Annotated in this window: 12 protein-coding genes; 4 read left to right on the top strand and 8 right to left on the bottom strand. The window is 56.8% G+C overall.

The window, feature by feature from the left end; genetic code table 11:
* The first annotated feature begins 191 nt into the window (after window positions 1–191).
* Complete coding sequence (locus HMPREF3143_RS17830) at window positions 192–899, top strand: FadR/GntR family transcriptional regulator (protein WP_021242652.1); 708 nt, start codon at window positions 192–194, stop codon at window positions 897–899.
* A complete protein-coding gene (mdtD, locus tag HMPREF3143_RS17835) occupies window positions 896–2,329 on the top strand; it encodes a multidrug transporter subunit MdtD (protein ID WP_070533891.1) in 1,434 nt (477 codons plus the stop codon). The genes HMPREF3143_RS17830 and mdtD overlap by 4 nt, the downstream gene beginning before the upstream one ends.
* Here the strand turns inward: mdtD and rbsR are convergent.
* The 7 genes from rbsR to kup all read right to left on the bottom strand — a co-directional run bounded on the left by rbsR (window position 2,295) and on the right by kup (window position 10,231).
* Window positions 2,295–3,287, bottom strand: a complete 993-nt coding sequence (gene rbsR / locus HMPREF3143_RS17840) for a ribose operon transcriptional repressor RbsR (RefSeq protein ID WP_021242654.1) — start codon at window positions 3,285–3,287, stop codon at window positions 2,295–2,297. The two genes, mdtD and rbsR, sit on opposite strands and share 35 nt — an antisense overlap.
* 3 nt (window positions 3,288–3,290) lie before the next feature.
* Window positions 3,291–4,220, bottom strand: coding sequence for a ribokinase (gene rbsK, locus HMPREF3143_RS17845; RefSeq protein WP_008503499.1), 930 nt, complete (start codon window positions 4,218–4,220; stop codon window positions 3,291–3,293).
* A 105-nt stretch (window positions 4,221–4,325) separates the two neighbouring features.
* Window positions 4,326–5,216 carry a ribose ABC transporter substrate-binding protein RbsB gene (gene rbsB, locus HMPREF3143_RS17850; protein WP_010426610.1) on the bottom strand — a complete coding sequence of 297 codons (891 nt, stop codon included), beginning with the start codon at window positions 5,214–5,216 and terminating at the stop codon, window positions 4,326–4,328.
* A 27-nt stretch (window positions 5,217–5,243) separates the two neighbouring features.
* Window positions 5,244–6,209 (bottom strand): ribose ABC transporter permease, encoded by a 966-nt coding sequence (gene rbsC / locus HMPREF3143_RS17855; protein WP_021242657.1) that lies wholly within the window; start codon window positions 6,207–6,209, stop codon window positions 5,244–5,246.
* Between the two features lie 4 nt (window positions 6,210–6,213).
* Window positions 6,214–7,719 (bottom strand): ribose ABC transporter ATP-binding protein RbsA, encoded by a 1,506-nt coding sequence (gene rbsA, locus HMPREF3143_RS17860; protein WP_021242658.1) that lies wholly within the window; start codon window positions 7,717–7,719, stop codon window positions 6,214–6,216.
* Window positions 7,720–7,726: 7 nt separating this feature from the next.
* Complete coding sequence (rbsD, locus tag HMPREF3143_RS17865) at window positions 7,727–8,146, bottom strand: D-ribose pyranase (protein ID WP_008503495.1); 420 nt, start codon at window positions 8,144–8,146, stop codon at window positions 7,727–7,729.
* 216 nt (window positions 8,147–8,362) lie between these two features.
* Window positions 8,363–10,231 (bottom strand): low affinity potassium transporter Kup, encoded by a 1,869-nt coding sequence (kup, locus tag HMPREF3143_RS17870; protein ID WP_021242659.1) that lies wholly within the window; start codon window positions 10,229–10,231, stop codon window positions 8,363–8,365.
* A gap of 222 nt (window positions 10,232–10,453) precedes the next feature.
* On the opposite strand from kup, the gene ravA reads away from it, so the two are divergent.
* Window positions 10,454–11,950: an ATPase RavA gene (gene ravA / locus HMPREF3143_RS17875; RefSeq protein WP_070533893.1), complete on the top strand. Its 1,497-nt coding sequence runs from the start codon at window positions 10,454–10,456 to the stop codon at window positions 11,948–11,950.
* The gene (gene viaA, locus HMPREF3143_RS17880) at window positions 11,944–13,395 is read left to right on the top strand and encodes an ATPase RavA stimulator ViaA (protein WP_070533898.1); all 1,452 of its coding nucleotides are present in this window, start codon (window positions 11,944–11,946) and stop codon (window positions 13,393–13,395) included. Before ravA ends, viaA begins: the two co-directional genes overlap by 7 nt.
* Here the strand turns inward: viaA and asnA are convergent, their stop codons facing one another.
* Complete coding sequence (asnA, locus tag HMPREF3143_RS17885) at window positions 13,396–14,388, bottom strand: aspartate--ammonia ligase (protein ID WP_039267126.1); 993 nt, start codon at window positions 14,386–14,388, stop codon at window positions 13,396–13,398.
* Window positions 14,389–14,397 lie beyond the last annotated feature (9 nt).

The raw sequence follows: 14,397 nt of genomic DNA on the forward strand, positions 1-14,397 counted from the left end.
GTCAGTGGAGGCGCATTATAGGGAGTTATTCTGATGTGACAAGAGGAAATTTAAAAAAAGTTTCCATCCGCGTTTTTTTTCACCAACAGAGGTGAAATCAAGCTACAAATTGTTCTATTTGATGTATCTGCAACCACAATCACATTCGCGGTGGCATAATTATCAGCATGAATCTTTAAGGAATAAAAGCGATGCCATTAAGCGCGCAACAGCTGGCCGCCCAAAAAAACCTGTCTTATGTGCTGGCCGAAAAGCTGGCTCAGCGGATTTTAGCGGGTAAATATGCCCCGGGAAGCATCCTGCCGGGGGAAATGGAGCTGGGTGAGCAGTTTGGGGTGAGCCGTACCGCCGTGCGCGAAGCGGTGAAAACCCTGACGGCAAAAGGTATGGTGCTTCCGCGCCCTCGTATTGGCACGCGCGTGATGCCACAAAGTAACTGGAATTTTCTCGATCAGGAGCTGCTCTCCTGGTGGATGACGGAAGACAACTTTCATCAGGTGATCGATCACTTTCTGGTAATGCGCAGTAGCCTTGAGCCTCAGGCATGTCTGCTTGCTGCCACGCTTGGAACAGCGGAGCAGAAAGCGCAGCTTAATGCGTTGATGGAAGAGATGGTGTTCCTGAAAAAACACTTCAACCGCGAACGCTGGGTTGAGGTCGATATGGCCTGGCATGAACATATCTATATGATGAGCGCCAATCCGTTCCTCACCTCTTTTGCCTCTTTATTCCATTCGGTGTACCACACTTACTTTACCTCTATTACACAAGACGACGTGGTAAAACTGGAATGGCACCAGGCGATAGTGGATGCCATTCAGGAAAGCGACGGGCAGCGAGCCCTGAGTGCGTGCCAGGCATTGCTGGCAGCGCCAACCCACCAGCAGGTAAATAAATGACAAAGAAAAAAGCGCGCAGCATGGCCGGATTGCCGTGGATTGCAGCCATGGCGTTTTTTATGCAGGCACTGGATGCCACCATCCTCAACACCGCGCTTCCCGCTATTGCGCAAAGCCTCAACCGTTCCCCGCTGGCGATGCAGTCCGCCATCATCAGCTATACCCTGACGGTCGCGATGCTGATCCCCGTTAGCGGCTGGCTGGCCGACCGCTTCGGCACCCGCAGAGTTTTCATGCTGGCCGTAACGCTCTTTACGCTCGGTTCGCTGGCCTGCGCGCTCTCCTCGTCCTTAACGGAGCTGGTTATCTTCCGCGTATTACAGGGCATTGGCGGCGCGATGATGATGCCCGTGGCGCGCCTTGCCTTATTACGAGCCTATCCTCGAAGCGAACTGCTTCCCGTGCTCAACTTCGTCACCATGCCGGGACTGGTCGGCCCGATACTTGGCCCGGTACTCGGTGGCGTGTTTGTCACCTGGGCAAGCTGGCACTGGATCTTCCTGATTAATATTCCGATTGGCGTTGCGGGGCTGCTGTATGCCCGCAAATATATGCCGAACTTCACCACGCCAAGACGCAGCTTCGATATGGGCGGCTTCTTCCTGTTTGGCCTGAGCCTGGTGCTCTTCTCCAGCGGGATGGAGCTGTTTGGCGAGAAGATCGTCGCGACGTGGATCGCGCTCTCCGTTATCCTCGCCGGGATTCTGCTTTTCCTTCTTTATATACGTCACGCGCGCCGCCATCCGACGCCGTTAATCTCTCTTGGGCTCTTCAACACCCGAACGTTTTCCGTCGGGATCGCGGGAAACATTGCCTCGCGTCTGGGGACGGGCTGCGTACCGTTCCTGATGCCGCTGATGCTGCAGGTTGGTTTCGGCTATTCGGCGCTGATTGCCGGCTGCATGATGGCGCCCACGGCGATGGGCTCGATTCTGGCAAAATCGACCGTGACGCAGGTGCTACGCTGGTTTGGCTATCGCAAGACGCTGGTTGGCGTGACGGTCTTTATCGGTCTGATGATTGCGCAGTTCTCGCTGCAGTCCGCCTCGCTTCCCGTCTGGATGCTGATCCTGCCGCTGTTTGTGCTGGGCATGGCGATGTCGACGCAGTTCACATCGATGAACACCATCACCCTTGCGGATCTGACCGACGAGAACGCCAGTAGCGGCAACAGCGTGCTGGCAGTCACACAGCAGCTGTCGATCAGTTTAGGGGTTGCCGTGAGTGCGGCGGTACTGCGGTTTTATGAAGGTTTCGACAGCGCGAACACCGTCGAGCAGTTCCACTATACCTTTATCACCATGGGCGCACTCACCGTCGTTTCAGCGCTGGTCTTTATGCTGTTAAAACCGAAAGACGGCCGAAACCTGATTAAAGAGCGTCACAAAGAGAAAGCTAAACCGAACCGCGTTCCATCAGAACAGGAGTAAGCTGCAGGCGCTGCTGCTGCAGCGTGGGCTGAGCCATTCGGTGGATCAACACATCGATGGCCAGCTCGCCCAGTTCATCTTTTGGCTGATGAATGGTGGTGAGCGGCGGCGTCATATAGCTGGCCAGCTCGATATCATCGTAGCCGATTACCGCCATATCATGAGGAACGCGCAAACCGGCCTGATATAACGCCTGATAGGCGCCAAACGCCATGGCGTCGTTGCCAATAAACACCGCCTGCGGACGCTGCGGTTGCGCCAGCAGCGTCTGCATCGCTTCAAAACCACCGTGAAACTCAAAATCACCGGTAATACGATACCCTTCCGGCACGGAAAGTCCCGCCCGCGCCATCGCGGCGAGATATCCTTCCAGACGCAAACGCGCCGGGGTTTTGTCCAGCGGACCGGTAATACAGGCAATGCGAGTATAGCCTTTATCGATCAGATACTGGGTGGCCATATCACCCCCCAGCAGAGAATTATCCTGAATGAGGTCGCTGGTGCCGTCGAACGGCGCCCAGTCCATCATCACCGTGGGAATGGAGGGATAGCGCTGGATAATCTCTTTCGACGGCTGGTGCGTTTCGGTACACAGCAGCAGTAGCCCGTCGACGCGTTTTTGCATCAGCGTTTCCAGGTTACGGTTCATGCGCTGCTCGTCCCCTTCGGTATTGCACAGCACCAGGCTGTAGCCACGCTCGAAGCAGCTGCGCTCCACGCCGCGAACCAGCTCAGAATAAAAGGGGTTGGTACTGGCGGTGATCAGCATACCGATCGTACGCGTCTGGTTGAGCTTAAGGCTGCGCGCCAGTGCAGACGGCGCATAGTTGAGATCTTTTACTGCCGCTTCGACTTTTTCCCGAATCGCCTCGCTGACGAAGCGATCGTTATTAATGACGTGAGACACCGTCGAGGTAGAAACGCCCGCCAGGCGGGCGACATCTTTCATTGTGGCCAAGCGTTACCCCTGCTGACTTAAGAATTCATCGATCTCTTTACGCCACGGAACGGAAGGCTGAGCGCCCTTGCGCGTCACCGCAATCGCGGCAGCGGCATGCGCGAAGCGGATCGCATCATCCATTTTCTTGCCTTCCAGCAGCGCGGTCACCAGCGCACCATTGAAGGTGTCTCCCGCTGCGATGGTATCAATCGCCTTCACCTTAAAGCCCGGCACGCGACGGCCTTCACCGTTTACGCTTGCCCATACCCCTCGGCTGCCCAGGGTGATGATCACGGTTCCGATGCCTTTGTCGTGCAGCGCACGCGCGGCTGTCGCGGCATCGTCATCGTTTTCTACGCGAATGCCCGTCAGCTTTTCGGCTTCGGTTTCGTTCGGCGTGATGATATCCACCAGCGCCAGCAGCTCGTCTGATAATACACGGGCTGGGGCCGGGTTAAGTACGACAGTGGTATGATTTTCATGCGCAATTTTGGCCGCGGCCAGCACGCTTTCAACCGGCGACTCAAGCTGCATCAGCAGGGCCTCGGCGCCGCCAATGATTGCACGTTGCGCTTCCACGCGCTCCGTCGTCAGCGCTGCGTTAGCGCCAGCATGAATACCGATGACATTCTCACCTTCTGCGTTGACGAAAATCAGCGCCACGCCGGTAGATTCCCCTGCAACAACGCTGACCGGTGCGATATCGATGTTGTCGCTCGCCAGCTGCTTGCGTACGCGCTCACCGGTATCGTCATCGCCCGTGCAGGCGATAAACGCAATATTCGCCCCGCTGCGACCGGCAGCGACGGCCTGGTTTGCCCCTTTACCGCCGAATGCGACCTGATACTGGTTACCCGTGACGGTTTCGCCCGGTGCAGGGAACGATTCAAGGTTAAGAATGTGATCGGCATTGATACTGCCAAGGACGACGAGGTTGCCTGCGGTTTTCATGGTTGGGTTGTCCATCTGAGAGCGCCACCGGTGTTACCCGGTGGCGTATGCCACACTTTTCTTTATTGGTGTCCCTCAGGCCGCCGTGACGGCCTGATTCGCCTTTTACTGCTTGATAACCAGCTTCAGGTCAACAGGGTATTTAGCCTGAACTTTTTCGCCCTTCAGCACTTTGTCGGCAGTTTCAACGCCAGTCGCGCCAATCTGCTCAGGCAGCTGAGCGATGGTCGCAGCCAGTTTGCCATCGTTTACTGCTTTTTCACCATCCGGCGTGCCGTCAAATCCGACAACCATCACATCAGATTTACCTGCAGTCTGCAGAGCGCGCAGCGCGCCCAGCGCCATTTCGTCGTTCTGCGCGAATACCGCCTGCACGTCAGGATGTGCGGTCAGCAGGTTCTGCATGACGTTCAGACCTTTAGTACGGTCGAAGTCTGCCGGCTGGCTAGCCAGTACGTTGAATTTGTGCGCTGCAACCGCCTGCTGGAAACCTTCGCCACGCTCGCGGGCGGCAGACGTACCGGCAATCCCCTGCAGTTCGATGACTTTAGCGCCTTCGCCGGCTTTCTTCGCGATGTAGTCACCCGCAATTTTGCCGCCCAGCACGTTGTCAGACGCAATGTGGCTCACTACTTCGCCTTTCGTTGCCTGACGGTCCAGGGTGATCACCGGGATCTTCGCCTGGTTTGCCATTTTCACGGCGTTGCCTACGGCATCGGAATCGGTTGGGTTGATCAGCAGAATTTTGGTGCCACGAACGGTTAAGTCCTGAACGTTAGCCAGCTCTTTCGCCGGGTTGTTCTGTGAATCCAGTACCACCAGGTTGTAGCCCAGTTTATCCGCTTCTTTCTGCGCACCGTCCTTCAGGGAGACGAAGAACGGGTTGTTCAGCGTAGAGACAACCAGCGCGATGGTATCTTTCGCCATGGCGTTAGCACTTACGGTTGCGCTCAGCGCGACAGCAGAAACCAGGGTAGCCAGTTTTTTCATGTTCATATCTAAGATGTCCTGTAGTGTCGTCAGTTACTGTTTTTTGTTGTCTACCAGTACCGCCAGCAAAATCACCACTGCCTTAACGATCATCTGGTAATAGGAGGAAACACCTAACAAATTCAAACCATTATTCAGGAAACCGAGAATCAGTGCGCCGATCAATGTCCCAACAATGCGACCTTTACCGCCCGCCAGACTCGTACCGCCCAGAACCACTGCTGCAATAGCATCCAGCTCATACCCCGTACCCGCCGTCGGCTGCGCGGAAGAGAGGCGCGCCACTTCGATGATGCCCGCCAGTGACGCCAGCAGACCGCACAGGGAGTACACGATAACTTTGACTTTATTAACGCTAATCCCGGACAAGCGCGTTGCCGCTTCGTTACCACCCAGCGCATAGATATAACGACCCAGACGGGTATGGTGCAGCATGTACCACGCCGCCAGGAAGACGATAGCCATGATCCAGACCGGGGTCGGGACACCCAGCGGGCGACCGATACCGAACCAGCCAAACAGATCGGCGTTATCGGTGAAGCCGGTATTGACCGGGCTGCCGTTGGTATACACCATGGTCACACCGCGCAGCAGCAGCATCATCACCAGCGTCGCGATGAACGCCTGAACGCGGCCTTTTGCCACAATCACGCCGGTGACTGCACCAATCGCCGCGCCTGCCGCCAGAGCCGCGGCCACGGCCACCAGCGCGTTGACTTCAATCCCGACCAGCGAAGCGGCGATCGCGCCGGTGAGGGCCAGCAGGGAACCGACGGACAGATCGATCCCTGAGGTCAAAATCACCAGCGTCATGCCGACCGCCATAATGGCGTTCACCGACGTCTGCTGCAGAATGTTGAACAGGTTATTTACGGTGAAGAAATTCGGGCTCATGGTCGACACAATCGCGATCAGCACCAGCAGGGCAATGAGCGATTTTTGTTCCATCAGCCACGCCTTTGTGAAATAGCGGCGACCAGAAACAGCCTGGGTAGTCATCTTCTTACTCCTGATTCACGCGATTAAGCTTGCCCACAGCGGCAGCCATCAGAACTTCCTGGGTGGCCTGCTCGCGAGTGAATTCACCGCCGAGATGCCCTTCATGCATGACGATAATGCGATCGCTCATGCCTAATACTTCTGGCATCTCGGAAGAGACCAGAATGATGCTCAGACCGTCGGCCTTAAACTGGTTAATCAGCTGATAGATCTCTTTCTTCGCCCCCACGTCCACGCCGCGGGTTGGCTCATCGAGGATCAACACTTTCGGGCGCGTCATCAGCCCGCGCGCAATCGCCACTTTCTGCTGATTCCCGCCGGACAACAGGCCAATCGCCTGCTCCATCGACGGCGTTTTAACGTTAAAGAGACGGATAAAATCGCTGACCGCCTGCTGCTCGTCTTTATGCTTCAGGCTGCCGCCGCTGTGGCTGAAATAGCGCAGCGCGGTCAGGGACATGTTCTCTTTTACCGACATGCCCAGCACTAAGCCGTCGCGTTTGCGGTCTTCGGAGATATAGACGATGCCGTTCGCCAGACCATCCTGCGGGGAGCGGGTGACCACTTCATGGCCGTCGAGGGTGACATACCCACTGGTGCGCGGCAGTGCGCCGTACAACACTTTCATCAGCTCGGTACGTCCCGCGCCCATCAGGCCCGCCACGCCCAGGATCTCGCCCTGGCGCAGGGTAAAGGTCACGTCGTTCACACCCGGGCCGCAGAGGTTATCCACCTTCAGGCGGATCTCACCCGGCGCTTTATCCAGATGCGGATACTGATCTTCAAGCTTGCGTCCCACCATCATTTCGATGAGCGTATCTTCCGTCAGCGTGGCCACTTCTCGCTCGGCAATAAACTGCCCGTCGCGGAAAACGGTGACGTCATCGCAGATTTCAAAGATCTCTTTCATGCGGTGAGAGATATAGACAATCCCGCGCCCCTGTGATTTCAGCTCGCGGATAACGCGGAACAGGGATTCGGTTTCGGTATCGGTCAGGGCGTCTGTCGGTTCATCCATGATGATGACTTTCGACTCGAAGCTCAGCACCTTCGCGATTTCCACCATCTGCTGATCGCCGATGGAGAGATCGCCCACCAGGCGGTCGCTCTTAAAGCGCAGATTCAGTTTCGCCAGCAGCTTGTCGGCTTCGGCATACATGGTTTTCCAGTCGATCTTGCCGAAGCGGTTCACGAACTCACGGCCGAGGAAGATGTTCTCCGCAATGGTGAGCTGCGGGATCAGGTTCAGCTCCTGGTGAATAATGCCGATACCCGCTTCCTGAGAAGATTTCGGGCCAGTGAAGGTGGTTTCTTTACCCAGCCAGAGGAGTGAACCGGCATCGCGTTGATAGATCCCGGTCAGCACTTTCATCATGGTGGATTTGCCGGCACCGTTTTCGCCCACCAGCGCCATTACACGCCCGGGATAAACGTTCAGCGCCGCGCCGGAGAGGGCTTTTACGCCCGGGAACGACTTATCGATCCCTTTGAGTTGCAGTAATGCGTCCATGATGGCCTCAGAAGGTGACGCCAGCACAGAGAATGATATTCGCATACGGGGAACACTCCCCGCTGCGAATCACCGCCTGACTGTCTGCGGTTTGTTGTTTGAATTGTTCGTGCGTTGTGTAACGAATTTCGATGGTGTTTCCCTGGTGTTGTTGCAGCTGCTCAAGATGGCTGAGCAACGTTTCGTGGAGCTGCGGATTATGTTGTTTGATTTCCGCCGCGAGAATGGCCGCCTCAACCTGCATCTCCGCGGTCACCACGTCCAGTACCTGCATAAACGAAGGAACACCCTGCGTTAACGCCATATCAATACGGGTTGTGCTGCGCGGAACCGGTAAGCCTGCATCGCAAACCACCAGCGTATCGGTATGCCCAAGACGGGAAATAACCGACGAGATTTCTGAGTTGAGTACAGTGCCTTTCTTCATTTTCTTGCTCCACTAGCGAAACGTTTCGCTAAAAGGAGTGTAGCGCCAGAAATGTTCAGAAAACCACCATGACGTAACAGATTTGTGATCGACGTCGAAACGTTTCGCTAAGTGAAATATTGATGGGAGAAATTGCCCTGCGGCGCTTCGCTTGCACGGGCCTACGGGTTTGGTAGGCCGGGTAAGCGCAGCGCCACCCGGCATTTTCGAAAGGACTTAAATCTCGACCTGCGTACCCAGCTCTATCACGCGGTTAGGCGGGATCTCAAACTGGTCAGGCGCACGCAGGGCGTTACGTTGCAGGATGAGATACAGCTTACCGCGCAGGCGCAGGTACCACGGGCGCTTGCCGATGATCAGCGACTCATGGGACATAAAGAACGACGTCTCCATCATGCGGCAGCTTAAGCCTTCCAGACCGCAGCGGTGGAACACCTCTTCCACGTTCGGCGTTTCGCGCCAGCCGTAGCTTGCCACCACGCGCCAGAAGGTCGGGGAGAGCTGCTCAATCTGCACGCGGCGTACGTTGTGAACATATGGCGCATCTTCGGTACGCAGCGTCAGCAGGATCACGCGCTCGTGCAGCACTTTGTTGTGCTTGAGGTTATGCATCAGCGCAAACGGGATGACGTTCAGGGCGCGAGACATGTACACCGCGGTGCCGGGCACGCGGACCGGCGGGGATTTCTCCAGCGACGCGATCATCGCCTCCAGAGAATTCCCGTGCTCATGCATACGGCGCAGCAGGCGGAAGCGCTCGCTTTTCCAGGTGGTCATGACGATGAACATCACCAGCCCCAGCGTCAGCGGCAGCCAGCCGCCGGAGACAATCTTGTCGAGGTTCGCAGAGAACAGCGGCACGTCAATACACAGGAAGCCCACCAGAATCATCGCCACGAGGAACTTATTCCAGTGCCAGTTACGGTATGCCACCGTGGTGGAGAGAAGCGATGTCAGCACCATCGTACCGGTTACCGCAATACCGTACGCCGCCGCCAGGTTGCTGGAGTGCTCGAAGCTGACAATCACAATCACAACAGCGAAGTAGAGCAGCCAGTTAACGAACGGGATGTAGATCTGGCCCGACTCCATCTCTGAGGTATGAATGATGCGCATCGGTGAGAGATACCCCAGACGCACGGCCTGGCGCGTCAGAGAAAACACGCCGGAAATCACCGCCTGAGAGGCAATGACGGTCGCCAGCGTCGCCAGGATCAGCATCGGCACCAGCGCCCAGTCAGGCGCCAGCAGGAAGAACGGGTTCTTGATCGCCTCCGGGTTTTTGAGCAACAGCGCGCCCTGGCCGAAGTAGTTGAGCACCAGCGACGGCAGCACAACCAAAAACCAGGCCACGCGGATAGGCAGCTTTCCGAAGTGACCCATATCCGCATACAGCGCTTCCACACCGGTGATGGAGAGCACGACCGCCCCCAGCGCCACGAAGGAAACTACTTTGTATTCGAGGAAGAAATGCACGGCCCAGTATGGGTTCAGCGCATGCAGCACTTCCGGGTTCGCGATAATGCTGCGTAAACCGAGCGCCGCCAGGATCAGGAACCAGGCCAGCATAATCGGCGCAAACAGTTTTCCCACCAGCCCGGTACCGTGCTTCTGGATCACAAACAGCAGCGTCAACACGATTATCGCCAGCGGGACCACCCACGTATCAAGCTGTGGCGCGATAATCTCCAGCCCCTCTATCGCCGAGAGGACCGAAATCGCGGGCGTGATAACCACCTCTCCGTAGAAGAAGCTGCCGCCAATCAGGCCGATAATCACCAGAACGGAGGTCATTCTGGCGGAGGTGTTGCGCCCTGCAAGGGACATCAGGGTCAGGATACCGCCTTCGCCCGCGTTATCAGCGCGCATAACGAAGGAGAGATACTTAACGGAAACGACCAGAATCAGCAGCCAGAAGATGAGGGACAGGAAGCCAAACACGGCATCGCGCTCAACACCAAAGCCAAACTGGCCGGACAAACATTCACGAAGCGTATAAAGCGGGCTGGTGCCGATATCACCGTAGACAACCCCGATCGCCGCAAGCGTAATTGCGGGTAATGATTGCTTATTATCAGTGCTCATAGACTAGTCTTTTCGTTTAAATAACAAATGTGTTCCTGGTCCCTTGGCCCACAAAAAGCGCACAGTATGCACGATTCATTGCAAAATCGTACCCCTAAATGCAACCGCATTAATGTAGCGCAAAGAAAATTGCGCCGCACTTCAGCCTATTACCAGCCCTGACTGAAACGTCTATACTCGCTTCAATTGGCCGCCACGACGGCGAAAGGATGCAAAACTATTATGGCTCACTCACATTTATTAGCAGAAAGAATTTCCCGCCTCAGCAGCGCGCTGGAGAAAGGCCTTTTCGAGCGTAGCCACGCCATTCGCCTCTGTTTACTGGCAGCATTGAGCGGTGAAAGCGTGTTTCTGCTTGGGCCGCCGGGCATCGCCAAAAGCCTGATTGCCCGCAGGCTTAAGTTTGCTTTTAAGAACGCCCGCGCGTTTGAATACCTGATGACCCGCTTTTCCACCCCGGAAGAGGTGTTTGGCCCCCTTTCCATTCAGGCGCTGAAAGATGAAGGGCGCTACGAGCGCCTGACAGCGGGGTATCTGCCTGAGGCAGAAATTGTCTTCCTTGATGAGATCTGGAAAGCCGGCCCGGCCATTCTGAACACCCTGCTCACGGCGATAAACGAACGTCGGTTCCGCAACGGCGCCAGTGAAGAGAAAATCCCGATGCGCCTGCTGGTGGCCGCCTCAAACGAACTGCCTGAAGCCGACAGCAGCCTGGAAGCGCTGTATGACCGTATGCTGATCCGCCTGTGGCTGGACAAAGTGCAGGATAAGTCCAACTTCCGTTCCATGCTGGTCAGCCAGCAGGATGAGAACGAGAACCCGGTAGCAGCGTCATTGCAGGTATCAGACGAGGAGTATTACCAGTGGCAGGAAGAGATCGGTAAAATTAAGCTGCCTGATTCCCTCTTCGAGCTGATCTTCATGCTGCGCCAGCAGCTTGATTTACTGCCCTCTGCCCCCTATGTCTCCGATCGCCGCTGGAAAAAAGCGATCCGCCTGCTGCAGGCCAGCGCCCTGTTCAGCGGTCGCGATGCCGTTGCGCCCATCGATCTGATCCTGCTGAAAGACTGCCTCTGGCACGACGCGGAAGGCATGAATCTGATGCAGCAGCAGCTCGACGTTTTGATGACCGGACACGCCTGGGGACAGCAGGCGATGCTCAATCAGCTGGGGGCGATTGCCCAGCGGCGCATCCAGCTTCAGCAGCAGCAAAGTGATAAAACCGCGCTGAAAGTGAATCGCCTGGGGGGGATGTTCGCCCGCAAACCGCACTATGAATTACCCGCCGAACTCACCAGCACGACGCTGACCCTGCTGCTCCAGCAGCCGCTCAAGCTGCATGACATGCAGGTGGTGCACGTGACGATTGAGCGCGAGGCGCTGGCGCAGTGGCTGGATAAGGGCGGAGAGATCCGCGGAAAGCTCAACGGCATCGGTTTTGCGCAGCCGCTGAATATGGAAGTAGACAGCAGCCAGCACCTGGTGATCCGCGACGTCAGCCTGCAGGGCTCGCGTCTTGCGCTTCCGGGAACCGCCTCTGAGAGCGTCCCTGAAGAGATTAAGCAGCAGCTGGACGCGCTGGACACCGAATGGCACCAGCAGCACACCCGCTTTAGCGAGCAGCAAAAATGCCTCTTTATCCATAGCGACTGGTTAGGCCGCATCGAAGCCAGCCTGCAGGACGTCAGCGCGCAGATCAAACAGGCGCGTCAATGCTAACCCTGGATACGCTTAACGTCATGCTGGCCGTCAGCGAGGAAGGGTTGATCGAAGAAGTAGTCATAACCCTTCTGGCTTCACCGCAGCTGGCGGCCTTCTTTGAAAAATTTCCGAAGCTCAAAAAGGCGATGACCGACGATCTTCCGCGCTGGCGGGATAATCTGCGTCAACGGTTTAAAGAGACCGAAGTCCCCCCTGAGTTAACGGAAGAAGTGGCCTGCTATCAGCAGTGCCAGCGACTTTCCACGTCGCAGTTTATCGTCCAGCTTCCGCAAACCCTGACGTTGCTCGACAAGGTCCACTCCCCGTTTGCCAGCCGGGCCCGGGGGCTGGTCACGGACAACGCCACGTTCACTCCCGCACTGCACACCCTCTTTTTACAGCGCTGGCGTCTCAGCCTGGTGGTGCAGGCCACGACGCTAAACCAGCAGCTGCTGGATGAAGAGCGCGAGCAGCTGCTCAGTGAAGTTCAGGAACGCATGACCTTAAGCGGCCAGCTTGAGCAGGTGCTGGTGGAGAATGAGAACGCCGCAGGGCGTCTCTGGGATATGAGCGCCGGCCAGCTTCGGCGCGGGGACTATCAGCTGATCGTCAAGTACGGTGATTTTCTGGCGCAGCAGCCCGAGCTGATGAAGCTTGCAGAACAGCTGGGACGTTCAAGGGAGGCAAAGTCGGTTCCAAAGAAGGACGCCCCGATGGAAACCTTCCGCACCCTGGTGCGTGAGCCGGCCACCGTTCCAGAGCAGGTCGACGGGCTCCAGCAGAGCGATGATATTCTGCGCCTGCTGCCCACGGAGCTGAGCACGCTCGGGATGACCGAGCTGGAGTACGAGTTTTACCGTCGGCTGGTGGAAAAACAGCTCCTCACCTACCGGCTGCACGGCGAAGCCTGGCGCGAGAAAACCAGCCAGCGGCCGGTCATTCATCAGGATTTTGACGAACAGCCGCGCGGGCCATTTATTGTCTGCGTGGATACGTCCGGCTCAATGGGCGGGTTTAACGAGCAGTGTGCAAAGGCGTTCTGTCTGGCGCTGATGCGCGTGGCGCTCGCCGATCGCCGTCGCTGCTTCATTATGCTGTTCTCCAGCGAAGTCGTGGGCTATGAGCTGACGAACCAGCAGGGGATCGAGCAGGCAATCCGCTTCCTGAGCCAGCGCTTTCGCGGCGGAACCGATCTGGCCAGCTGTTTTCGCAGCATCGTAGAGCGGATGCAGGGCGGCGACTGGTATGACGCTGACGCGGTAGTGATATCCGATTTTATTGCCCAGCGGCTGCCGGATGACGTGGTCAATAAAGTGAAGGAATTACAGCGTGTGCATCAGCACCGTTTTCATGCGGTGGCGATGTCCGCCCATGGAAAACCCGGCATCATGCGCATCTTCGATCATATCTGGCGCTTTGATACCGGGTTGCGTAGCCGCCTGCTCAGACGCTGGCAGCGTTAATTACAGAAGAGAACCGACGCTTTCACGCACCTGCTGCGGCCAGACGCCACACTGCACCTGACCAATATGGGGCAGCTGAAGCAGCAGCATGGTCAGACGGGACTGGCCGATACCGCCGCCAATCGTCTGCGGCATTTCCCCACGCAGCAGCGCCTGGTGCCACTCCAGTTTGAGACGATCTTCATCGCCGGTCACCGCCAGCTGGCGCTTCAGCGCATCAGCATCCACGCGGATCCCCATAGAAGAAAGCTCGAATGCGTCTTCCAGTACCGGGTTCCAGACAAGAATATCGCCGTTCAGACCGGCAAATTCCCCCTCACCGGTGGTGCTCCAGTCATCATAATCCGGCGCACGAACGTCGTGGCGTTTGCCATCAGACAGTTTGCCGCCGATCCCAATCAGGAACACCGCACCGAGCTCTTTGGCGATCGCCCGCTCGCGGCCTTTGGCATCCAGATCCGGGAAACGGGTCAGCAATTCCTGGCTGTGTACAAAGTGGATCGTTTCCGGCAGGAACGGTGCCAGACCAAACGCTTTGCTTACGGCCGCTTCGGTCGCTTTGATCCCGGCGTAGATCGCCTCAACGGTAGACTTCAGCGTGCCAACGTGGCGCTCGCCATCGCCCATCACGCGCTCCCAGTCCCACTGGTCAACGTAAACGGAATGAATGGGAGACAGGCGGTCTTCATCGGGGCGAAGGGCTTTCATGTGCGTGTAGAGCCCTTCGCCCGCGCTGAAGTCATGTTGTCCCAGGGTCTGACGCTTCCACTTCGCCAGTGAATGAACCACTTCGAACTGGGCGTCTGGCAGCGTTTTCACTTTTACCTGTACCGCTTTTTCGCATCCAGAGAGGTTATCCTGCGTTCCGTCACCCACGCGGCTGAGGATCGGGGCCTGGACTTCAATCAGCCCAAGCTTCTCTTCAAGCTGGCGGGAAAAATGGGATTTTACGAAACTGATCTGGCGTTGTTTTGCGATGTAAGCGGTTTTCATTATTTATAC

Source organism: Enterobacter sp. HMSC16D10 (genome assembly GCF_001807145.1).
In the GTDB taxonomy this organism is placed as follows: Bacteria; Pseudomonadota; Gammaproteobacteria; order Enterobacterales; family Enterobacteriaceae; genus Enterobacter; species Enterobacter roggenkampii.